Origin of the sequence: Eisenibacter elegans DSM 3317 (genome assembly GCF_000430505.1) — a bacterium.
Classification (GTDB): domain Bacteria; phylum Bacteroidota; class Bacteroidia; order Cytophagales; family Microscillaceae; genus Eisenibacter; species Eisenibacter elegans.
The window spans coordinates 333,774-355,822 of the sequence record NZ_AUMD01000019.1; the positions used below are offsets into that span (position 1 = coordinate 333,774).

The window sequence follows — 22,049 nt, forward strand, 5'->3', positions numbered from 1 at the left end:
CCTAAGTGGGTAGCCTCTTCTGTTGTTACCAGCCCCCTCCCAGCGCTCGGTAAATATTCACTTTGGCCCGTAGCTGTTGCAGCTTTATTTCGGTCAGCTCCATTTTTACGTTCAGGGCTTCGCGTTGGGTAAGCAACACCTCCATATAATCGGCACGGGCATATCTGAACAAATCGCCGGAAATAGCTACCGATTGGCTCAAAATAGCCGCTTCCTTGCTTTTGGTTTGGTAGCTGTCGGAGTAATTTCTGATGGCCGCTACCTGATTACTCACTTCCAAATAAGCCCTGAGCACCGTTTGCTGATAGCGGTACAGCACTTGTGCCTGTCGGTGGTGTGCCGAATAATAATTTGCTTTGATGCCCTTTCGATTCACCAAAGGTGCCATCATATCCCCCAAAAGCGAAAAAACCAAGGATTCGGGATTCACCAGCAATTGTGGCTGAAAAGCCTGCACCCCCGTAAAAGCATTGAGGCGAAAGCTGGGATAAAAATTGGTTTTGGCAGAGGCGATGTCCAACTGTGCCGCTTGCAACTCCCAAACTACCTGACGTATATCGGGGCGATTGTCCAAAAGTTGGCTCGGCACGCCCATTCGCAAGGAGTCTAAGCGAATGCCATGAAAAGCGCCTGCATTGCGCGGAATTGCTTTGGGGAAGCCCCCCGTAAGCAAACGCAAGCGATTCACAGCCAACTTCGATACCTTGGCCGAAAGCTTTTCTTGTTGGATGGTTGCCAAAGCATTTTTCTGGATTTCGATGTTTTGTTGTACTATCTCCAACAGATTGTCTAAAGCCAAAAGCTCATAGTAAGTGCCGGCTATTTCGGCGACCAAGCTTGTGATAACAAAGTTTTTGCCCTCTTGGCTGGCCATATAGCGGGCTACGGCGGCTTTTTTGGTCTTTGAACTCTATTTACATCGTTGGAAAATAGAATCCGTCTTTCGTTTTCTCAAACAAGTCTTGGGTTGGGAGGAGTTTTTAGTCCAAGACTGGGAGAGCATCAAGAACTTGGGCAGTCTTGCTTTTTTTGTGGGAGATTATTTCTATGAAGTAAAAGACCTGCTCACCAAAGACCCGCAAATTATTTGATTAGCAGAACTAGGTGGGGCAAAAGGCAAAGTTACCAGAGGTTATATCCTGAGAGGAATTGCTAAACTATTGGAAGTTAAACAAACACAAGATTTTTTTAAAGAAAAATAATATCTCACAAGAACAAGTGCAGGAGGTCTTAAAGCGATTGAGAAGACCAACTGATTTTTCCTGAGTCTCTAATGTATTATTTATACAACAAACAAAATACAAACTGTTTTTGCATTGGTACTTAGAAAGCAAGGCCGAAAAAAGCCGAGAAAACTGGTATCACCAAGAGATATGCACAGAACCACTGCCCTAAAACCACGAAGAACCCTGTTTTTTTCATAAAGCCCCCTCTCCGCTCGCGACGGCATCCCTATTACTAAATGGCTGTTTTCCGCTATCTTTGAAAAATACTATAAATTTCAAAAATTCTACAAATTTAATATTTGGCTTTTTTGTGTTTTTAGTTGTTTTTTGTTGATAAATCAAAGTTTAACGCAAGATTATTTTTAGTTTAGCTCATTTTTCGATATATTTGATGTTACCAACGCCGTCAAAATAGTACAATTGTCGGCCATTACTCCATACAACCGTTGATTAGCCAAACACACTCAAACACTGCGCTTTCTCATGACCCAACGTTCTACCCTCATTCCCGCCCAGGCACAAGAGAAGTCCGCCTGTGGTGTTGGTTTTGTGGCCAATCTCAAGGCCGAGTTTTCACACCAAACCCTCCAAAAAACCCTCTATGCCCTAGCCTGCCAAGAGCACCGGGGGGCTTGTAGTGCTGACGGCCTTACGGGCGACGGCGCCGGCGTAATGACCGATATTCCTTACGAGCTATTAGGCTATCAGAAAGGGACGATTGCCGTGGCCAACCTCTTTGCTCCGGCCAATACAGAGCAGCGCCGCCGCGCCTTAGGGGTTTTAGAACAGACTTTTGACTTTCTTGGCCTGAGTGTCATTGCCTACCGCGAAGTCCCTACCAACCCCGCTGTGTTGGGAACCGATGCCTTGGCACGACTGCCCTATATGGTACAGGCCATTATCCGCCGCCCCGAGCATTGCCGCACCAATGCCTCCTTCGACAAACTCCTGTACACGGCAAAGCAGTATACCCGTACCAAACTACGCCAGAAGGGCATAGAGGAGGTTTTCTTCTGCTCCCTATCCGCCAATACGATTGTATACAAAGGGTTGACTACTGCCGCCGACCTGCCCCGCTTTTATCTTGACCTCCAAAACCCGCAATACCTCACCCGCTTTGGGATGTTCCACCGACGCTTTAGCACCAACACCGTCAGCAGCTGGGACAAAGCCCAGCCCTTCCGGATGATTGCCCACAACGGCGAGTTCAATACCATCAATGGCAACCGTGCTTGGGCCGTAGCCCGTGAGCGCACCCTAGGGCTCTACAAAGGAGAGCTGCTTACTGAAGAAGGTATCAGCGACTCGGGCAGCCTCAACGAAATGTTCGAAGCACTCAAATACCGTAGCGGCATCCCTTATCTACGGGAGATTATGGCCATCCTGATGCCTCCGGCAAACTCTCAGCATCCTTTTTATGAATTCTGGAGCCGCACGATGGAGCCTTGGGACGGCCCCGCGCTGGTACTCTATGCCAATGGCCGCAGCATAGGCGCACGCCTCGACCGCAACGGCTTCCGCCCTTGCCGCTGGGCACGCACTGCCGACGCATTTTATCTGGCCTCTGAGGCTGGGTCTTTCGCCCTTGACGAAGCCGAAATCCTCGAAAAAGGCTCGCTACAAGCCGGCACAGGCATCAATCTGGACCTACGTACAGGCGAGCTGAACTTTACCGACCCCGGGCAGTCGCGCGAAAACTACGATGCCAAGTTTGACAAACGCACCTTTACCCTGCCTTATCTCAACATCAACACGCCTACCTCCTTTGCGCAGGAGCATCTCTTTGTATTTCAATACACCGAAGAAGAGCTCTCTAAAATATTGACCCCGATGATTGCCGAGCGCAAAGAACCTATAGGCTCGATGGGGGATACTGCCCGCATCGCTATTTTCTCAGACCAACCCCGCAGCTTATTCGACTATTTTTACCACAACTTCGCCCAAGTAACCAACCCCCCGCTCGACTACCTGCGTGAGCGCAATGTTACAGACCTGACCTGCTACCTAGGGCGACAACCTAACATTTTTGCCAAAAAAGAGCTGCTCCCACCGCCGGTGGCCTTTGCCCTACCCAGCCCTGTGATGAGCCTGGGGCAAATGGAGCAAATCGCACAGCTCAGCCTCCGCACCGAAGACCAAACCCGCATCTTGGTCAAAACCTTGGACATCACCTTTGAGCGCAATCTTGGCACAGTCGCTTTTGAGGCTACCCTCGAAAAGCTCGCCCAAGAAGCTGCCGAGGCCGTAGACCAAGGCTATCAGATTTTGGTGCTTTCCGATGAATCGGCCAGCTTCGAGCGGCTTCCCCTACCGGCTATGTTGGCGCTGCGCGCCGTCATTACCCGCCTCCGCGACGAAGGGCTGCGCCTCCGCACTTCTATATTGATGCACACTGGGCAGGCACGCACTACCCACCAAGTGGCCACCCTGATAGGGATGGGCGCGGCGGCAGTATGCCCCTACTTGGCCTTGCAGTGGGCACGCCACAATGATGATAAAAAACTACAAAAAATCAGCCCCGACGAACGCGAACAAAACTTGGTCTATGTCTACGAACAAGGGCTGCTCAAGATTATGTCCAAAATGGGCATTTCGACTGTGCGTAGTTATCAAAACTCACAACTTTTCACAGCCATCGGTATCAGCTTTGCCCTTATAGAGCGCTACTTCAATGGTGTATCGGCGTATTTGAGCGGTATCGACCTACCCCAAATCGCTCAAAACCTTCTCCAACAAGCTTGCCTTGCAGAAGAGGCCGCTGCCGAGGGGAAAATGCTCAATACCTACAGTTTCAAAGAACACAACAAAGGGGAAAAAGGCGAAAAACACGCTATGACCAATACCCGCTCCAAAATCATACATGATTTGGTACGCAGTACAGGTATCGGGCTAGACCAACCGGAGCTTTATCAGACCTATCTCTCACAGGGCATCGAAGCTGCGCCAGTCAGTGTGCGGCATCTGTTCGATGTCCGCCCGGATGCCTCTCATCCCGCTCCCACAGACTATCAGTCGGTTGCGTCTATCTTGCGGACTTTTGGCGCGGGGGCAATGTCTTTTGGTGCTTTGAGCGCAGAGTCACAACGCGACATCTTTTTGGCGATGCAAGAAATAGGAGGGCGTAGCAACAGCGGCGAAGGAGGCGAAAACCCCTATTACTACAGCGAAGGACTGAGTGCTACTACAAAACAAATCGCCTCTGGGCGATTTGGGGTCAATGCCCTTTATCTCGTTTCGGGACAAGAAGTGCAAATCAAAATTGCCCAAGGAGCCAAGCCCGGCGAGGGTGGTCAATTGATGGGGCTGAAGGTCAATGCAGATATTGCCCGTGCGCGCTTTGCCTCCGAGGGCGTAGACCTGATTTCGCCCCCACCCATGCACGATATCTACAGCATCGAAGACCTGCGGGAGCTTATTTATGAAATAAAACAACTCAAACCCGGTATCAAGGTCAATGTAAAGTTAGTCTCAGGTGCCAACATCGGTACGATTGCCGTGGGCGTAGCCAAGGCTGGTGCCGACATCATCCACGTCTCGGGTGGCGATGGGGGTACGGGCGCTGCCGCGCTTTCTTCGATGAAGCACGCCGGACTGCCCTGGGAGTTTGGTCTTTGGGAGGTACACCAAGCCCTTACCCAAAACGGCCTCCGCCGGCGTGTGGAGCTGCGCGTAGACGGTGGGCTGCATAGCGGCGATGATCTCATCAAGGCGGCTATTCTTGGCGCAGAGGGCTTTGAGTTTGGTAAATTGCTCTTGGTAGCACAAGGTTGTGTGATGGCTCGGATTTGTGAAAAAAACACCTGCCCCACTGGTATCGCTACCCACGATCCCCGTTTCAAGGCCAAATACAAAGGCAGCAAAGACCATATTGTCAAGATGTTGGAGTACCTTGCCGATGATGTACAACATCATCTGAAACGCCTACAAGTATCAGACTTGCGCCAACTTATAGGCCGAACAGACCTGCTTATACCCGCAGAGGGACACCTACCGCTTTTGCAAGAAAAGCAACTCAGTCTCGACTTTTTCTTGGCCGCTCCTTGCCCTTATCCTGACGATAACAGTGAGGCTGCTGCCGTCCCTACCGATGTCAGCCCCAATGCGCTCAATGCGCAGATTTTGGCAGATGCCCTAGAGGCTGTAGCCATGCAAGCAGATGTATCGCTGCATTATCCTATTCAAGTAACAGAACGCGCCGCTTGGGCGACGCTTTGTGGGGCAATCGCCTTGCGAGAGCACCAACAAATACAAAGCAAGTTTGATGAATCTATTCCGGCCATTGAGCCTTATCGAGGGCGCATCCGCTTGCGCTTTGAGGGCAGCGCTGGGCAAGGCTTTGGTATTTTTAATGTCCCTCAAATAGAAGCCCGCCTCTATGGTGAAGCCAACGACTCGGTCTGCAAGGGAATGTCGGGCGGGCGTGTCGTTATCAACCCTTCAGCCAAAGCAGGCTTTGCCCCCGAAGAAAACATCATCATCGGTAACGTAGCATTATATGGCGCTACCGGAGGCACGCTTTATGTACACGGCCTCGCCGGCGACCGTTTTGCGGTGCGCAACAGTGGCGCTACCGCTGTGGTAGAAGGGGTAGGGCTACACGCTTGCGAATATATGACCGGAGGCCGCATATTCATCTTAGGCAATACCTCTCACAATATTGGCGGCGGGATGACCGGCGGCGATGTGATTCTATTGGGCGAGAAGGAGGCTTTTGTCAATCAAGAATACCTCGCACGAACCACTATCGATGCCGATACCGAACGCGAACTACACGCCCTGCTCGAAGATTATTACGAAGCCACCGGCAGCCAACGTGCCCGATACCTCCTCAACACTTGGGCGCATACTGTCAAAAAACTACGCCGCTATGTCCCCAAATCTAAGGCGCTCAAACCCGAAATGGTCGCAACAGAGTTGGTCTAAAACATAGCATAGACTCACACCGCTAGATATTTTTCACGCCCCACAGTTAAAACTGTGGGCTAAACCTCATTTTACCTACAAATGGAGCCTCAGCTTGTCTCGGAGCTAGGGCTTCGAGCTACTTCTCCAAAAATATCCATTGGCGTGTATCCCAAGCCAATTTTGGTTAGGTATTAAAGCTTGTGGCTGTGGAGACACTGCCACGGGGAGGTGTTTTTAATAAGACTAAAAGCATTTGCTTTTGCATTATTTCTTGTTTGGCGCAATCGCTTTTCGTATTTTAGTGGGGTCAACAGAGTGTCGGAAATCCCGATGCTATAAGTAGTTGATGATGAGGTGAAAAATGAATTAATATAATCGAATGCTATATAGCTATAAAGATTATAGATTTTCATTATAAATCAATTCAACATATCTTTGAACTCTAAAACAACCTAAAATCGACTAGAAAATGGAACACAACAGCTCTTCAAGCACCACACAACACACCAATGGCGCAGCCAAATGCCCTTTTAGCGGTGGCGTAATTAAGCAAGCTGCCGGAAGCGGTACACGCAACAAGGACTGGTGGCCTAACAAGCTCAAACTCGACATCCTACGCCTCCACTCCAACCTTTCCAACCCCATGGACAAGGACTTCAACTATGCTGAGGAGTTTAAGTCTCTGGATTTGGCCAAAGTGAAGCAAGAAATCAACGAACTCATGACCACCTCTCAAGATTGGTGGCCTGCTGATTATGGACACTATGGCCCCTTCTTTATCCGTATGGCTTGGCACAGCGCCGGTACTTACCGTATCTCTGACGGGCGCGGCGGTGCCGGAGCAGGTACACAGCGCTTTGAGCCACTCAATAGCTGGCCCGACAACACCAACCTCGACAAAGCCCGCCTCTTGCTGTGGCCTATCAAACAGAAATACGGCAACAAAATCTCTTGGGCTGACCTGATGATTTTGGCAGGCAACTGCGCCCTCGAATCTATGGGCTTCAAAACCTTTGGCTTTGCAGGTGGCCGCGAAGACGTATGGGAACCCGAAGAGGATATCTACTGGGGCTCTGAGGCCGAATGGCTCGCCGATAAGCGTTACTCCGGCGACCGCGAACTCGAAAACCCGCTGGCAGCCGTACAAATGGGCTTGATTTATGTAAACCCCGAAGGCCCCAACGGCAAACCCGACCCACTCGCCGCTGCCAAAGACATCCGCGAGACCTTTGGCCGTATGGCGATGAATGATTACGAAACCGTAGCCCTGATTGCAGGCGGACATACCTTTGGCAAGACTCACGGCGCAGCCGACCCGGGCAAGTACGTAGGCGCAGAGCCCGCCGGAGCCAGCATCGAAGAGATGGGTATGGGCTGGAAAAATACCTTCGGCAAAGGCCACTCTGAGCATACCATTACCAGTGGTTTGGAAGGTGCTTGGACAACCACGCCTACGCAATGGAGCAACAATTACTTTGAAAACCTCTTCGGCTACGAGTGGGAGCTCACCAAAAGCCCCGCCGGAGCGCACCAGTGGAAGCCCAAAGGCAATGCAGGTGCTGATACTGTGCCCGATGCACACGACCCCAGCAAGAAGCACGCACCGATGATGCTCACTACCGACTTGGCCCTGCGCTTCGACCCTGAGTATGAGAAAATTTCTCGCCACTTCTACGAAAACCCTGAGGAGTTTGCCGATGCCTTTGCCCGTGCTTGGTTCAAGCTGACCCACCGCGATATGGGACCTATTGCCCGCTACCTCGGCCCGGAAGTACCCAAAGAGGAGTTGATTTGGCAAGACCCTATCCCCGCTGTGGACTATGAATTGGTCAATGCACAAGACATTGCCGGCCTCAAGGCCAATATCTTGGCTTCAGGCCTTTCGGTAGCCGAATTGGTGCGCACAGCTTGGGCTTCTGCCGCTACCTTCCGCAATTCTGATAAGCGCGGTGGTGCCAATGGTGCCCGCATTCGCCTTGCTCCTCAAAATGCTTGGGAAGTAAACAATCCCGCCGAACTGAAGAAGGTGCTCAGCACCCTCGAAAGTATTCAGGGTGAGTTCAACGCCAATGCCGGAGGCAAGAAGCGCATCTCCTTGGCCGACTTGATTGTGTTGGGTGGCTGCGCAGCCATCGAAAAAGCTGCCAAAGATGCCGGACACGACATCAGCGTGCCTTTCACCCCCGGACGCAACGATGCCAGCCAAGAGCAAACCGATGTACTCTCTTTTGCAGTATTAGAGCCTAAGGCCGATGGCTTCCGCAACTACTTCAAAGCCGAGGCACTCAATGCTTCGCCCGAAGAGGTATTGGTGGACAAAGCCCAGCTCATGACGCTCACTGCTCCCCAAATGACAGCCCTTGTAGGTGGTCTGCGTGTGCTCAATGCCAATTTCGATGGCTCACAGCACGGCGTATTTACCAAGCGCCCTGAGCAACTCACCAACGACTTCTTCGTGAATGTACTCGACTTTGGCATCACTTGGAAAGCTACTTCTGACGACCAGCACACCTTCGAAGCCCGCGACCGCAAGACAGGCGAACTGAAGTGGACCGGTAGCCGTGTGGACTTGATTTTCGGTTCTAATGCTGAGCTGCGTGCCATAGCCGAAGTATATGCCCAAGCCGGCGGCGAAGCGAAGTTTGTAAAAGATTTCGTAGCAGCTTGGAACAAAGTAATGAACCTCGACCGCTTCGATCTAGCCTAAGCCGCTATCGTTCGAATTGGACACTTGTACACCAAAAACCACCTCAATAGAGGTGGTTTTTTTGTAGGCTAATCTCCCAATCATCCACCAGTAGCGCTTGCTTTATTGCTTTTGTGGGCTTAATTTGCACGCTTTGCAGCAAAATCTTGTCAACAAATGGACTTGGGCAAACTATCCGAACCTCGCTGCTCCAATCTACGGGCTACTGTCAACAAAGAGGGATTTTTGCCAAAGCTAAAAATACACTGTGTTGATAAAAACTGCTGATAAAGGCAAAACAAAGACAAACCATTACGTATATCAAAGGGTAGATAGTGGCATCAGCCCTATCCAAGCGCTTCACTCTCCATACCTCAAAAAAACGCTCCTATGCAACAGACCATTTATCTTATCAGACACGGCCAGACAGAATTTAACAGGCAAAATATTGTGCAGGGCAGTGGTGTTGACGCTCCGCTCAATGAGTTGGGGCAACGGCAGGCAGAGGCTTTTTTTGAAACCTACAAGCACATTCCCTTCGACCGGATTTACACCTCTGCCCTTCAACGCGCAATCCAGTCAGTAGCTAAGTTTACGGCGCTAGGTATCCCTACCGAGCACTATGCAGGCCTTAACGAGATTAGCTGGGGAGTCAACGAAGGACATCCTGTAGACCCCGAACAAGACCGCTATTACCACGACATGCTGCGCTCTTGGCGCGAAGGCCGGGTCGATATCGCTATCCAAGGCGGGGAAAGCCCCATACAAGTACAGGAACGCCAGCGCCCTATATTGGAGCTGATTCGTTCACGCCCCGAAGACCAGAATATCCTGATTGCGATGCACGGGCGTGCGATGCGTATCTTGCTCTGCTTGATGCTCAACGCCCCACTACAGGAAATGGATAATTTTGAGCACCAAAACCTCTGCCTCTATCAGCTTGTCTACACAGGTAGTATGTTTCGGATAGAGCGCTATAACGACACCAGTCATTTATCCTTGCTAGAAGCCTGATTATCAACTATTAATACTAACCTTTCATGCAAAAAGTTCTGGTAGAAAAACAAGGGCCACTAACGCTTGTACGCCTCAACCGCCCAGCGGTACGCAATGCTGTAGATGCTGAAACAGCACAGCAATTGTTGGCTGCATTTGAGGCGTTTGAAACTGACGAAACGGCACGTGTGGCAGTTTTGGGGGGCGTAGGGCAGTCATTTTGCTCGGGCGCAGACCTAAAGTCCTTGGCGCTGGCCGACCCCAATGCCCCCACGATGGTGCTCAATCCCTATGGGCAAGCTCCACTGGGTGTAAGTCGTTTGCGCTTACAAAAGCCCGTCATTGCGGCCATTCAGGGCTATGCCGTCGCCGGCGGATTAGAGCTGGCACTGTGGTGTGATTTGCGTGTGGTCGAAAAAACCAGCGTTTTAGGCGTATTTTGCCGGCGGTGGGGTGTCCCACTTATCGACGGAGGAACAGTTCGCCTTCCGAGGTTGATTGGGCTAAGCCGCGCTCTGGATTTGATCCTAACCGGCAGGGCTATCGATGGGCAAGAAGCGCTGGATATGGGCTTGGCCAACCGTCTCGTTCCCGAAGGCCAGGCTTGGGATACGGCAGTACAGTTGGCCAAACAACTTTCGAGATTTCCCCAAAACTGCCTCCGCAATGACCGGCTCAGTGCCTATGAACAAGTAGATATGGACTTGGAGGCGGCCTTGCGCAACGAGTTTTACAAAGGTACACAGACCCTGCTCAGCCAAGAAACCTTCGAGGGCGCGCAGCGATTTGCCGAAGGGAAGGGACGCCACGGTAGTTATGAGGATATCTGATAAGGAAGCTTCCACTTTTAAAAAAAGCGTGGAAGCTTCTGCTTCATTATGCCCCTAATGCTTGGGCGATGTCTTGGATAATGTCTTCGATATGCTCCAAGCCTGCCGAAATACGTACCAAACCATCGCTGATGCCCACCATTGCCCGCTCTTCGCTGTTCAGCTTGGAGTGTGTGGTTGAGGCCGGGTGGGTGGCCGTGGTGCGGGTATCGCCAAGGTTGGCCGTCAGAGAACATAGTTGTAGTTTGTCGAGGAAGGCACGGCCTTTTTGCAGACCGCCTTTCAGTTCAAAGCTTACCAAGCCGCCTCCGGCACGCATCTGTTTTTGTGCCAAAGCATACTGCGGATGCGAGGGCAAGAAGGGATATTTGACAAAAGCTACCTGCGGCTGCTGCTCCAAAAACTCCGCCAAAGCCAAGGCATTTTGGCAGTGCCTGTCCATGCGCACACTGAGGGTTTCGAGGCTCTTAGACAAGACCCAGCCGTGGAAAGGCGAGAGCGCCGGGCCGCTGTGCCGCGCCAAAAAGCGTGCCTCTTGGATAAGCGCCTTGCTACCCAATACGGCTCCCCCCAACACACGCCCTTGGCCGTCGATAAACTTGGTGGCTGAATGCGTAACGATATCCGCGCCCCAACGGGCAGGGGTTTGGAGGTAAGGCGTGGCAAAGCAATTGTCCACTACAAGCAAGACCTTGTGCGCCCGACAGATGTCGGCCAAGGCTTCGAGGTCTATGAGGTCGAGCGCCGGATTGGAAGGCGTTTCTACAAATACCAACTTGGTTTTGGGCGTAATGGCGGCAGCAAAGCCCTCCAAATCGGCAATGTCCACATAGCTATGGCTGATGCCCCACTTGGGGAAAAGCTGGGTTACAATTTGGTGGGTAGAGCCAAAAACCGACCGCGACACCACCACGTGCTCGCCTTGACTCACAAAGGCAGCCATACTCAAAAACATGGCGGCCATTCCTGAGGCCGTGGCGATGCCATCTTCCGTACCTTCGAGCAGGCAGAGTTTCTGCACAAACTCGTCGTTGTTGGGGTTTGAAAAACGCGAGTAGATATTGCCCTCTTGCTCTTGGGCAAAAAGTGCCCGCGCCTGTTCGGCATCCTCAAACACAAAGCTGGAGGTGGCAAAAATAGGCACAGAATGCTCACGGTGTTGGCTGCGCTCGGCCTGTGTACGCACAGCCAAGGTTTCGAAATGGGTAGAATCGGGCTTGTGTTGCATCAAAAAAGAAGGTTTTATTAGGCATCCGGACGGATGATGTCGAAGCTGTAAGTGATTTGGGCGGTTTTTTCGAGGGTTTTGGATACAGAGCAATAGGTCTGCATCGAAAGGTCTATGGCCCGTTGGGCTTTTTGCTCATTGACATTCCCATAGAGCTTGAAGTGTACGTGGATATTGGTATAAAGCGAAGGCACGGCACCGGCCTCACGCTCCCCTTGTACCTCTACCTCGATGTCGTCGAGGGGCTCGCGCTGCTTGGCCAGAATGTCCACAATGTCTATCGTACTGCATCCGCCAATACCGGCCAAGAGCAGCTGCATAGGCCCCATTCCTTGGCTTTGGCGCTGCTCGTCAGAGCCTCGGTCTATGTGAATTTGGTTTCCCTCTTCGTTGGTGGCTACCATATGATAAGGCGCACTTTGACGCTTGAGTGATATTTTTACCATTGATTTTGTTGTTTTTGAATGTACAAAGACCCTGTCTTGAAATAACGCAAACTTACGCAAAAAGCGTGGTAAAAAACCTAAAGCAGGCAAAATCTATAGATTTTGTAGCTTTTGTTAAACCCTGTTACATTAGTAGAGGTGAAGCCCTAGAGCTTGTCTAAATTTTCAGCGCGGCACTCAAAACAGCTGATTTTTGCACTGACACTAGGCAAAAAGCGCAGGCCTTGTGTTTAGCCCACGATTAAAATCGTGGGAGGGCTACGACGAGCATTTTTAACGAAGTAGCAGCCAAAAAGCGGCGTTTTGGTGTCGATGAAGAGAATTTTAGACAAGCTCTTAAATCAGAGCTGTATAGCTGTTTGGCAATCGCGGTGCTTTTTGGGAAATATCCAACTGTGTGCCTTAAACCAAATAAATCTTGGAATCTACTCAGACTATCGAAACCCTGTTGGAGTTTCAATATCCTCCTATTTATCATCGTTTGGCACAAGACCAAATGCTAGACAACGGCACGTATGATGCCCACTGGAAGACACAGGTATTGTCCAAGCTTCTCGAAAAACCCCCGCTGTTGTCTCATACCTATGGTTTTGAGCTGATTCCCCTGTCGGAGGTGCTCGCTACTCACAGGGAACTGTATGACCCAGAAGGTTACGCCAGCATACACCCTGACTATCAAGTTATTCCCTTTGGTTATGGTGGCGAGGATGGCGGCCACTATTGTTTTTTTATGAATGAGCAAACCTCCGACGGGGAAGCTCCTGCAGTGTATCTAGACCACGAATAACAACAGTTGATGTATGTTTCGGCTAGCTTGCAGGTTATATGTTTCAGGCAATCCTGACATATATGGCACAAAGGACAAGGATGGAGCGCATACTCCAAACACACCTGTGCTATTTTAGCGCCCCCAAGCTGCCGCATTGCAAGCCCTCATACAATCGCCTTTGATAGACTACACGTGGACCCCACAAGACAGCTACTACTCCATCCGGGGCTTTTTGACCTTGGCCGCAAAACTCAGCTTTTCCACAGATTATGCCCCTACCCCAAGCAAGGAGAATGTTTGGGGTATCGGTAATAGGCGTAGAGCTACACAAAATAATTTATGTGGAATATAAGATGCCTTGAAAAACAACCCATGATTGGTGCTAGGCTTATGCTTTTATTGAGTAACGGTTACCCAGTGCTTTTTCTCCTTGTCAAACACATTGTTTCTATCAGGAAATTCGATAAATTCTTCTGTTGTATTTTCGGGCATATATTTGTCCACATTGCCCGTATTCAACAATTCGAGGAATAGTGTTTTTGCCTTTTTGGCTAGCTCTGGCTCTTCCATCTTAAATGTTCTAAAGACCTCTTCATAGGCCATTATTTTGCCATTTGTGTCAAGGCTTAATATGCCTCCAGTAGCAACCCTTTTCACTTTAAAGCTTGGTGCGGGACGTGATACGACAAAATAATATTGCTTAGTTTTGGGGTCAATGTATAAGTGTTCTAGTTTAAATCTAGTCAACTGCTCCGCGTAATACTCATCATAACGGCTATCGAATTTCTGCTCGTGCGTTACTCTTTTGGGGGGCTTAGCATTATATCGGACAATTTGAGTAAGCAGTTCCGTTTGTTGCTCCTTGTTGAGGTATTTTTCAGGCTTGGTACTAGGGTTGTTGGTGCAGGCTGTCAACCATCCTAATAATAGTACAAAGACGAAAGAAGGGAGATAATTCATTGCTCGATTCATTTTAAAAACACTGGAATGTTATTTTGTTTTTTAGCAAAAGACCCGCAGCAAAGCGGGTCTTTTCTCGTATAATCGCCTACTGTTAGAGTAGTTCTTAATACTGGTTTTCTCCTGGACGGAAGTCAGCCCAACCATCAGTCCAATCAGTAGTACCGAAAGCACCACGATAGCTTACATTTTGGAAGAAGCTGTTGTTTACTTTAGCATTTGTAAAAGCTCCACCACTGGCCAAAGTAGCATTGGCAGAAGTCAGGGCGAAGTTAGGGTTCTTAGGATAATTTTCGATAAGGCGATCACGTACAAAGTTATCTGTACGCAAACCGAGAGCGTTGTAATCAGGAGAAGCATCGCCAGTAGTGCCAATGTTGATAGCTTGGTTATTACGTGCAGCGGCAGTGAAATACGTTTCTACGGAGGCTGCAGTGTTTCCAGAACCAGCAGAATACATAGTAGCAGCAGCGCTTCCACTAGCAGCAATACCTACAATCACTGTGTTTTCGATTGCACCAGCTCCGCTAGTATATTGTTCTTCAGTAGTAATACCATCCAAACGGAACATTGTTGGGAAGCCTACCAATACAGAGTTGAAGATTGAAGTAGCTGTACGACGACGCAAGTGCATTGCGTGTTGATAATTGTTGCTGATGCTACGTCCACGTTGCTCACGGGGGCCATAAACCGTTACGTTAGAAAATACGGGGGCAGTGAAGGGAGTGTTGGTAGAGCCTGAAGCATCGTTATCACACTCGAAAGCGTTAGAGCCAGACTGGTCAGCAAAAGAAGGGTTACGCACTACCAAAACAAACTGCACACGTCCAGTCCAACCGAAGTCACAGTCCAGATCATCATCCCACATTGCGTGAGAAATCAAGTACTTGCCATCTACAGTGCCACCGAACCACTCAAAACCATCATCACCACCAAAAGATACTTGTACATACTCGATGGTTGTGCCACGACCTACACCACCCATTGTGAGTGAGTTGGTTTCGTTGTTTGGAGAAAGCTCAATACCAGCATACTCAATACGTACATAACGCATAATGCCTGAGTTTTCACCGTCAAATTCGGTGCTTTGGAAAGTTCCATAATTGATTTCAGGTACAATACCTTCGATAGTAGGTCTTTGCTGATTGGTGTTTGCACGGCCCAAGATTACTACCCCACCCCAGTCGCCACGGTCACGCTCACCCTCACGAAGGCTTGAAGTCATCACGATTGGATTCTGAGCAGTACCTTGTGCATCAATTTTGGCTCCTTTGTCGATTACCAAAGTTCCCTTTGTACGGCGTTCTCCCTTGATAAGTGTACCAGCGGGAATTTTGAGCGTTGCTCCGTTAGTAACAATTACTTGTCCACGGAGGAGGTATGTAACGTTAGCATCCAACTCGGTGTTGGTAGTAATGTTACCTTCGATTACTTGCTCACCGATGGGAGCAACCTCTTCATCCTTGTTGTTATTGCAGCTTGCTAGGGTCGCTATCAGCGCCAAACCAGCAGCAAATTTGAACATTGTTTTCATAGAAAACTTCATTGGGTTATTTGTTAAACATACTGATACAAAAGCTATTAGAACTGATAAGTCGCAGTGAGTGAGTAGAGTGCACCTCTTCTGAAAAGGAAGATGGGTTCATCCACTGCTAGATCTATTTTAGCATCGCGGTTAGAGTCTTGGTAGAATCTATATTTGAAGTTGAGCAAATCTTGAACACCAGCTCTCAACTCTAGTGCCTTGATTTTTTTGCCCACAGTCAAGTCGATGCTATGTCTTTGTAGTTCATAAATAGTAGGGAACTGGCTATCTCCCACTGTAAAGATTCGTGGACCAAAAACATTATAAAAAGCATTGAAACTCCATCCTGTTTTTGGATTTTCCCAGAAAGAGGCAAGGTTTACGATATAAGGTGATTGACCCTGCAAGGCTCTTTCACGGTCTTGGCCTCCTTGAATAGCCTCGCCTAGATCTACGCGGCTATATATATAAGAAGTATTGAGTACGAGCGTAAGGTATTTGAACACTGGAGACGATGCCATAATGAATTCTTTGCGTAGTTCTAACTCCACACCAAGGTTGTTGGCAAAATCAGCGTTGATAAAGCTGAATTGTTGCCCATCGGCTACCTGTGCTACACGTTGCTCAATAGGGTTGGTAAAGCGTTTATAAAAACCTCCTATAATGACCGTTTGGCTTGGCGAAGGATAAAACTCGTATCTGAGGTCGAGATTATCAATAAAGGCTGTGCCCAAATTAGGATTACCAACAATGTTTACGTCCTTGTTAAAGTCATAAAACAAAAAGGGCGCTAACTCTCTAAACTCAGGTCTATTGACAGTACGGCCATAAGCTACACGCATCAAGCTACGTGTATTGAAGTTGTATGCAATATTGGCAAAAGGCAAGGCCGCAAAAATCGGATTATTTACATTCACTGCCTCACCACTTTGGAGAGCGCTAGTGAGTGTTTGGATGTTATACTCTGCTCGGCCTCCAAAAGCAAGAGTCCAGCGGTCTAAGGGCAACTCTAAACTTGCATAACCAGCAGTAAGTAACTGTGTGCCTGTATATGTATCAGACGCATTGGTGCCTTCATCTAGTCGGAAGCCGTTGGTTCTGCTAATGTTTTCAGGAGCAAATATTTGGCTGTTAGGTAAACGTAGGAGTTGATCTTTGATTACTGGATCATCAAAGCCCGGATATACATAAGAGAAATAACGGGCTGAGAAATTACGAGCTCTATAATCTACATAATAACCAAGTTTCAGTTTCTTACTCTCTTCATCTGATAGGTTAGCGCCTAGCTTATGTTGATAGTTGAAACCGTTGCCTACTTGGATTTCATTCAAGCTAGAATAAAATCTGCCTGCGTCAAAAGGATTGGCGTTGGGAGGGTCAATCAAGACAAAAGTGCCCGGCTCATCAGTACTTTCCACACGACGGAAGCGGCGATAATCAGGCTCACTACGGTTGATATAATTTGCACTAAATACCCAGTTGATGGAGGTTCGGTCGCTAACTTCGTGATTACCTTCTATTTGCCCTGAGTAAATGCTGCGCGATAAGTAGTAATACGCATAGTTGTTGAACAACTCAGAGCGTTGGAAAAAATTAAATCCGTTTCGGAATGTGGTTTCGTGCTCACTAAGTTGGTTGTACATATTCTTGAAGCTCAAAGAATTATTGGCGTTCAGTCTTAGATTGAAATTGCTGATGATGCCCAATCTTACATTACGGCCATAAAAAGAGTCTTCAAAACGATACAGCTGTGGACTCTGGCCTCGTGAAGGCTCAAATTGTCCATAACGGTAACGCTCTACAGCCTGAAACTGGGCAGTGTTGGAATAATTAATCGCCGTTAGGTTGGTGGCGGCTCGGTTGAAAAGATTGAACTTACGGCCCATAGCAAAACCCAATTTCACATCAGGAGCGGCCATACTCTCAGTAGCATCAAAGTTGTTGGGTAACGAACGGCCAATATTTTGCAATTCTGTAGAGTTTCGAGACAAGTCTCTCAAATTATTAGGGAAAGTATTGGGGATAGACCTAAAGCCATTGTCAAAGCCTAAAACATCGGTAGCACTTCCCTGCGAAAAAAACGCCTTCTCAAATGTGGTATTTTGGCGGAAGGCCGTCCCTACCGATATCGTTGTGAAATTCTCATCTACGGTGTGTCGGGTATACATCTTGATTACTCCACCAGCAAAGTCTCCGGGATATTCTGCAGCCCCTGACTTATAAATAAGCATTCTATCCAACACATTGCTGGGTAGCAGGTCAAAAGAGAACGAACGGCTATCTATTTCTGTGCTAGGAGCATAGGCATTGTTAATCATCACTGCATTGTAGCGATCGCTCACACCACGAATCATCACAAAACGCCCGTCTACAATAGTTACTCCTGGCACACGGGTCATTACTTGCGCAGAGTTGCCATCGAGTGATTTGGCGATTTGTTCTGCCGAGATACCGCTCACTACTTGTTTTGCTTGACGGATTTCCTTTAGTACAGAAACCATCGAATTCGTCTCCCGTTCGGCGACCACAACAACTTCACCAAGGCTCTGTACGTCCTCTTCCAGAGAAGTATTGAGTACGGTTACCTTACCGGCCTCGACGCGCAAGCCTTCCATTTTCTTGGTTTTGTATGATACATACGAGATAACCAGGGTGTGTGTACCGACAGGGGCATTGTTAATCACAAAATCACCGTTGATGTCTGTAATTGTACCGGTAGTCGTCCCTTCTATGATGACGGTCGCGCCAATGATTTCTTCACCATTAGCCTCATCTACGAGCTTTCCGCGGATAGTGCCTGTTTGAGCAAAGCCATAAGCCAAGCTTGTACACAGTAATAATATTGTTAAAATAAACCTCTTCATAAGTGTTTGTAATGGGGTATCCTATTTTATGCCTGCAAAGCTAAGGCTACCCCGGCAATCGCTCAATGAAAGCACGGTTATGATTTGGTTAAAGGCTTTTGGTGAATTTCATCTTTTGATAACACAGACAAGAGGTTGGAAAAAGCTTTTTTAATCATTTTGCCAAATAAAAACAACAAACACGCCGGTAGGTATACATCCGGCGTGTTTGATATAAGTACCAGTGCAAAAATAACTTGTGTCTTGCTTATTGTATAATACCTTGAAAATCAAGTGAATAAAGCAAGTACGCGCTCAAAATCAAAAACTCATCACTACTTATCATAGGCTAGGCAAAACTGAAGCCTATTTTTGACCTAAACTTAACTTTCTCTTAAAATGCTGTTTTTTATCTCTACAATCAGGGCAAAAAACAGCTTAATCACACCAATAGCTGACACAAGGCCTCGCTGCGTTGTAGCAAATAGGGCTTTCTGCCGGCCAATATAGTCGATAAGGTATCGTCGTTGTAGCGCTGTAGCGTAATCAGTTGCAATCCTGTGGTACATTTGACCGTAAAGCCTGCTTTTTGGAGCAAGACCTGTACTTGTTCCAATCTCGATTGGTGTGGGTTGGTTGCTATGGCTAGCTGTGTGGCAAAGGTTTGGATAAAATTGACCGCCAGATTGGCTTCCTCACAGGCCTGCAAGATGGTGCTGAGCAGCTTGCTATTCATCAGTGCAAAGCTATCCGATTGGATATGTATCACTACCTGATTGTCTTTGAAGATAATATTAGGTACTTGCTTGTCAGAGGGCTCCTCGGCAATGCGTGTTCCGGCAGCCTCCGGATTGATAAACGAACGGACAAATAGTGGAATTTGCTTTTCGACCAAGGGCTTGATAGTCTTAGGGTGTATGACTGAAGCGCCATAGGTACTCATCTCGGCGCTCTCCCGATACGACAAGCGCTCGTACAATGTCGTATGGGCTACGCGTTTGGGGTCTGCATTGAGCACACCGGGTACATCTTTCCAGATGGTGAGCGATTGTGCGTCTAAGCAATGGGCCAAGATAGCACCCGTAAAATCCGAGCCTTCGCGCCCGAGCGTCGTGGTGTGCCCATCGGGTGTGCCCCCCAAGAAGCCTTGTGTCAACACAAGGTGTCCCTCTGTCAGTGGGGGGGTGAGCGCTGCGCAAATTTGGGCTTGGGTAGTGTCCCAAATCACTTTCCCCTCGCGCCAAGTATGGTCTGTACGGATTAGCTGGCGCGCATCCATCCACACTACGGGCAGCCCAGCCTGCTGTAGTGCCGCCGCCAGCATTGTTGTCGAGAGTAGCTCGCCATAACTTACCAGAGCATCGTAGGCTTGGTCGTAGACTTGGTACTGATGAATGTCTGCCGCCAATGCCTGTATCTCCCGATAATAGTGCGCCAGTTGGCTGTGTATCCCCTCGGAGGAGGTAAAAAGTGCCTCGGCCTGCCCTTGGTGATATTGATAGATATGCTGCCAGGCCTCTTGAGTCGGCTTATTGTGCCAGCAGGCCTCCAAAAGCACCTCAAAGGCATTGGTCATCTTGCCCATAGCTGACACTACAATGACCAATTTTGGGTTTGGAGAGTTTGTTTGAAAATGTGTGGCAACCAACTGCACCACATTACGCACACGGGCCGGACTTTCGACCGAAGCACCGCCAAATTTAAATATTTTCAATTCCATATATTCCGCAAAACTGTAAGACTTATGCCTGTAATGGCCGGTAACAAAAGTAGGAAAAAGCGCGCAAACCTCATCACAAACCCAGTCCAAATTGGTTTGAGCAAGGTATCTGTTGAAAACCCTTCGGAACCAAGAAAATCAAATTATATGAATCCTAAAATCTTGTAAATCTTGGTATAAATGCGCTTTCGATATCCTGCCCCAAAGGCAACCAGTAGCCCCATAGTTGCGTTACCATCAAGTGTGGCTAAGCCTTGTGTTGTTGGTAGGTGTTTCTTTTCTCTTTTTCCCTAACCCCATTTCTATGAAAAATCAACACGCCTTTCTCATTATTGACGCTCAGTATGATTTTTGCCACCCCAATGGTGCACTCTATGTGCCCGGAGCCGAGAAAGATATGGAGCGCCTCAGCCGCTTTATCAGTGCCAATGCGCCCAAGATAGATCATATCTGCATTACGCTTGACTCCCATCCGGTCAATGACATCTCGCATCCTTCGTTTTGGCAAGACAAAAACGGGAAGTTCCCCGCTCCATTTACCCAAATTACGCTAGCCGACGTACAGGGTGGCCAATGGACTCCGCGCTTCTTTCCCAAAGAGGCTATCAAGTATCTCGAAGAGTTAGAAAAACAAGGGCAATTCCCTCACCTAATCTGGCCCGAACACTGCCTCATCGGCTCGAAAGGCAATGCCCTTGATGACCAACTAATGACGGCGCTCGTAGACTGGACGCGCCAAGGCAAATATTACCAAGCCGTAACCAAGGGTACTTACCCGTTGACGGAGCACTTTGGGATTTTTATGGCGCAAATTCCGGTGGCTGACCGCCCCGAAACACAGCTCAACCAAAGCTTAATCAAGACGCTGGAAAACTATCAGAATGTGTATGTAGCCGGAGAGGCCAAATCACACTGTGTGGCAACGAGCATCAAACAAGCGCTGGACTATGCCCCCGGGCTGGCCAACAAAATGGTCATCATTGAAGACTGTATGTCGGATGTGCCCAACCTAGGTCATCTCGGCCAACCAATTTATGAAGAAGCCAAAAAACGTAACATTCGTTTTGCCCGCATCCAAGACATTACCCTCAACTAAAACTCGCCCAAAAGATGAGCCAATTCGATTCAATGGATTTCAACCTAAGTTTTAATAACTTTGACCCTGCCGATATTCAAGTAGACGAAACCATCAATGCTGTGTTTGCCATTGATGTCTCCCCCTCGATACAGGCCTATGTCAAAGACCTGAACCACGCCTTTAATGACTTTACAGAAACAATGCAGAAATCGCACGTAGCCGACCAACTGATGGTTTCTATGGTAGAGTTTTCGGAAAAGGTACAGGTCAAAAGCGGCTTTCAGCCCATCAAGCAAATCCCCAAGATGCAGTTCAAACCCCAAGGCCACGGCACCGCCCTACACGATGCCGTAAAACTGGGGCTAGAAATGGCACTTGACTACCGCCAAAACCTTGAAGCCTCAGGCGTGATGGCCAAAACCTTGGTTTTTGTCATTACAGACGGGATGGACAACAGCTCGCGCTTCAGCGCCGCACAAGTAAAACAGGCGCTGGGCGATATCCTAGCCAAGGAGAGTAATGCCTTTTCGTTTACAACCATCCTCTTTGGCGTGGGCAATGCCGCGCAGTTTGAGCAAGCCCAACAAGCGATGGGGTTGCAGCACTTGGCCAAAGTAGGTACTTCTGGAGCCGAAATTCGTAAGATGATTAATTTCATCAGCCAATCAATCTCTAACACAGCGGCCAATAACCAAATCAGTTTTTAACCCCAAAGCACATCATAAACTCTGTATAGATGGGCTTTCTGCGCCAGTTGGTTTCAGAAAGCCCATCCTTTTAGCAAAGCCCATTGTCAAAATTCCCTTGCCTAGTTCTATGAAATTAGGCTAAAACTAT

At 48.6% G+C, this 22,049-nt stretch carries 15 protein-coding genes; 8 read left to right on the top strand and 7 right to left on the bottom strand.

Annotated elements, in window-relative coordinates:
• Nucleotides 1-25 precede the first annotated feature (25 nt).
• Complete coding sequence (locus tag G499_RS19085) at nucleotides 26-874, bottom strand: TolC family protein (RefSeq protein ID WP_051296046.1); 849 nt, start codon at nucleotides 872-874, stop codon at nucleotides 26-28.
• 22 nt (nucleotides 875-896) lie between these two features.
• Here G499_RS19085 and G499_RS21720 point away from each other — a divergent pair, with 22 nt between their 5' ends.
• The 5 genes from G499_RS21720 to G499_RS0107460 all read left to right on the top strand — a co-directional run bounded on the left by G499_RS21720 (nucleotide 897) and on the right by G499_RS0107460 (nucleotide 10,643).
• On the top strand, nucleotides 897-1,091 hold the full coding sequence (locus G499_RS21720; protein ID WP_154658352.1) for a transposase: 195 nt from the start codon (nucleotides 897-899) through the stop codon (nucleotides 1,089-1,091).
• Between the two features lie 618 nt (nucleotides 1,092-1,709).
• Nucleotides 1,710-6,149 (top strand): glutamate synthase large subunit, encoded by a 4,440-nt coding sequence (gene gltB, locus G499_RS19090; RefSeq protein WP_051296047.1) that lies wholly within the window; start codon nucleotides 1,710-1,712, stop codon nucleotides 6,147-6,149.
• Between the two features lie 451 nt (nucleotides 6,150-6,600).
• Nucleotides 6,601-8,838 (top strand): catalase/peroxidase HPI, encoded by a 2,238-nt coding sequence (katG, locus tag G499_RS0107450; protein WP_026999426.1) that lies wholly within the window; start codon nucleotides 6,601-6,603, stop codon nucleotides 8,836-8,838.
• Nucleotides 8,839-9,207: 369 nt separating this feature from the next.
• Nucleotides 9,208-9,831, top strand: a complete 624-nt coding sequence (locus G499_RS0107455) for a histidine phosphatase family protein (RefSeq protein WP_035726804.1) — start codon at nucleotides 9,208-9,210, stop codon at nucleotides 9,829-9,831.
• Between the two features lie 26 nt (nucleotides 9,832-9,857).
• Nucleotides 9,858-10,643 carry a crotonase/enoyl-CoA hydratase family protein gene (locus tag G499_RS0107460; protein WP_026999428.1) on the top strand — a complete coding sequence of 262 codons (786 nt, stop codon included), beginning with the start codon at nucleotides 9,858-9,860 and terminating at the stop codon, nucleotides 10,641-10,643.
• Nucleotides 10,644-10,689: 46 nt separating this feature from the next.
• Here the strand turns inward: G499_RS0107460 and G499_RS0107465 are convergent, their stop codons facing one another.
• Together G499_RS0107465 and G499_RS0107470 are read right to left on the bottom strand one after the other, a co-directional pair.
• A complete protein-coding gene (locus G499_RS0107465; RefSeq protein ID WP_035726806.1) occupies nucleotides 10,690-11,871 on the bottom strand; it encodes an O-succinylhomoserine sulfhydrylase in 1,182 nt (393 codons plus the stop codon).
• A gap of 17 nt (nucleotides 11,872-11,888) precedes the next feature.
• On the bottom strand, nucleotides 11,889-12,317 hold the full coding sequence (locus tag G499_RS0107470; RefSeq protein ID WP_026999430.1) for an OsmC family protein: 429 nt from the start codon (nucleotides 12,315-12,317) through the stop codon (nucleotides 11,889-11,891).
• A 418-nt stretch (nucleotides 12,318-12,735) separates the two neighbouring features.
• Here G499_RS0107470 and G499_RS0107475 point away from each other — a divergent pair, with 418 nt between their 5' ends.
• Complete coding sequence (locus G499_RS0107475) at nucleotides 12,736-13,104, top strand: hypothetical protein (protein ID WP_026999431.1); 369 nt, start codon at nucleotides 12,736-12,738, stop codon at nucleotides 13,102-13,104.
• 378 nt (nucleotides 13,105-13,482) lie between these two features.
• On the opposite strand, the gene G499_RS19095 is transcribed toward G499_RS0107475, so the two are convergent.
• The 4 genes from G499_RS19095 to G499_RS0107495 all read right to left on the bottom strand — a co-directional run bounded on the left by G499_RS19095 (nucleotide 13,483) and on the right by G499_RS0107495 (nucleotide 20,134).
• Nucleotides 13,483-14,046 (bottom strand): hypothetical protein, encoded by a 564-nt coding sequence (locus tag G499_RS19095; protein ID WP_154658353.1) that lies wholly within the window; start codon nucleotides 14,044-14,046, stop codon nucleotides 13,483-13,485.
• A gap of 106 nt (nucleotides 14,047-14,152) precedes the next feature.
• Nucleotides 14,153-15,580 carry a hypothetical protein gene (locus G499_RS0107485; protein WP_026999432.1) on the bottom strand — a complete coding sequence of 476 codons (1,428 nt, stop codon included), beginning with the start codon at nucleotides 15,578-15,580 and terminating at the stop codon, nucleotides 14,153-14,155.
• 47 nt (nucleotides 15,581-15,627) lie between these two features.
• On the bottom strand, nucleotides 15,628-18,435 hold the full coding sequence (locus G499_RS0107490) for a TonB-dependent receptor (RefSeq protein WP_026999433.1): 2,808 nt from the start codon (nucleotides 18,433-18,435) through the stop codon (nucleotides 15,628-15,630).
• A gap of 421 nt (nucleotides 18,436-18,856) precedes the next feature.
• Nucleotides 18,857-20,134, bottom strand: coding sequence for an aspartate kinase (locus G499_RS0107495; protein WP_081413686.1), 1,278 nt, complete (start codon nucleotides 20,132-20,134; stop codon nucleotides 18,857-18,859).
• 304 nt (nucleotides 20,135-20,438) lie between these two features.
• Here G499_RS0107495 and G499_RS0107505 point away from each other — a divergent pair, with 304 nt between their 5' ends.
• Together G499_RS0107505 and G499_RS0107510 are read left to right on the top strand one after the other, a co-directional pair.
• Nucleotides 20,439-21,230 (top strand): cysteine hydrolase family protein, encoded by a 792-nt coding sequence (locus G499_RS0107505; protein ID WP_026999435.1) that lies wholly within the window; start codon nucleotides 20,439-20,441, stop codon nucleotides 21,228-21,230.
• Between the two features lie 14 nt (nucleotides 21,231-21,244).
• The gene (locus tag G499_RS0107510; protein WP_154658354.1) at nucleotides 21,245-21,919 is read left to right on the top strand and encodes a vWA domain-containing protein; all 675 of its coding nucleotides are present in this window, start codon (nucleotides 21,245-21,247) and stop codon (nucleotides 21,917-21,919) included.
• The last annotated feature ends 130 nt before the right edge of the window (nucleotides 21,920-22,049 follow it).

What these genes read in the sequence shown, in the direction of transcription:
- katG (WP_026999426.1), top strand. Translation starts at nt 6,601, where the DNA reads ATGGAACACAACAGCTCTTCAAGCACCACACAACACACCAATGGCGCA.
- G499_RS19085 (WP_051296046.1), bottom strand. Translation starts at nt 874, where the DNA reads ATGGCCAGCCAAGAGGGCAAAAACTTTGTTATCACAAGCTTGGTCGCC.
- gltB (WP_051296047.1), top strand. Translation starts at nt 1,710, where the DNA reads ATGACCCAACGTTCTACCCTCATTCCCGCCCAGGCACAAGAGAAGTCC.
- G499_RS0107470 (WP_026999430.1), bottom strand. Translation starts at nt 12,317, where the DNA reads ATGGTAAAAATATCACTCAAGCGTCAAAGTGCGCCTTATCATATGGTA.
- G499_RS0107505 (WP_026999435.1), top strand. Translation starts at nt 20,439, where the DNA reads ATGAAAAATCAACACGCCTTTCTCATTATTGACGCTCAGTATGATTTT.
- G499_RS0107490 (WP_026999433.1), bottom strand. Translation starts at nt 18,435, where the DNA reads ATGAAGAGGTTTATTTTAACAATATTATTACTGTGTACAAGCTTGGCT.
- G499_RS0107485 (WP_026999432.1), bottom strand. Translation starts at nt 15,580, where the DNA reads ATGAAAACAATGTTCAAATTTGCTGCTGGTTTGGCGCTGATAGCGACC.
- G499_RS0107495 (WP_081413686.1), bottom strand. Translation starts at nt 20,134, where the DNA reads ATGGAATTGAAAATATTTAAATTTGGCGGTGCTTCGGTCGAAAGTCCG.
- G499_RS0107465 (WP_035726806.1), bottom strand. Translation starts at nt 11,871, where the DNA reads ATGCAACACAAGCCCGATTCTACCCATTTCGAAACCTTGGCTGTGCGT.
- G499_RS19095 (WP_154658353.1), bottom strand. Translation starts at nt 14,046, where the DNA reads ATGAATTATCTCCCTTCTTTCGTCTTTGTACTATTATTAGGATGGTTG.
- G499_RS0107510 (WP_154658354.1), top strand. Translation starts at nt 21,245, where the DNA reads ATGAGCCAATTCGATTCAATGGATTTCAACCTAAGTTTTAATAACTTT.
- G499_RS0107460 (WP_026999428.1), top strand. Translation starts at nt 9,858, where the DNA reads ATGCAAAAAGTTCTGGTAGAAAAACAAGGGCCACTAACGCTTGTACGC.
- G499_RS0107455 (WP_035726804.1), top strand. Translation starts at nt 9,208, where the DNA reads ATGCAACAGACCATTTATCTTATCAGACACGGCCAGACAGAATTTAAC.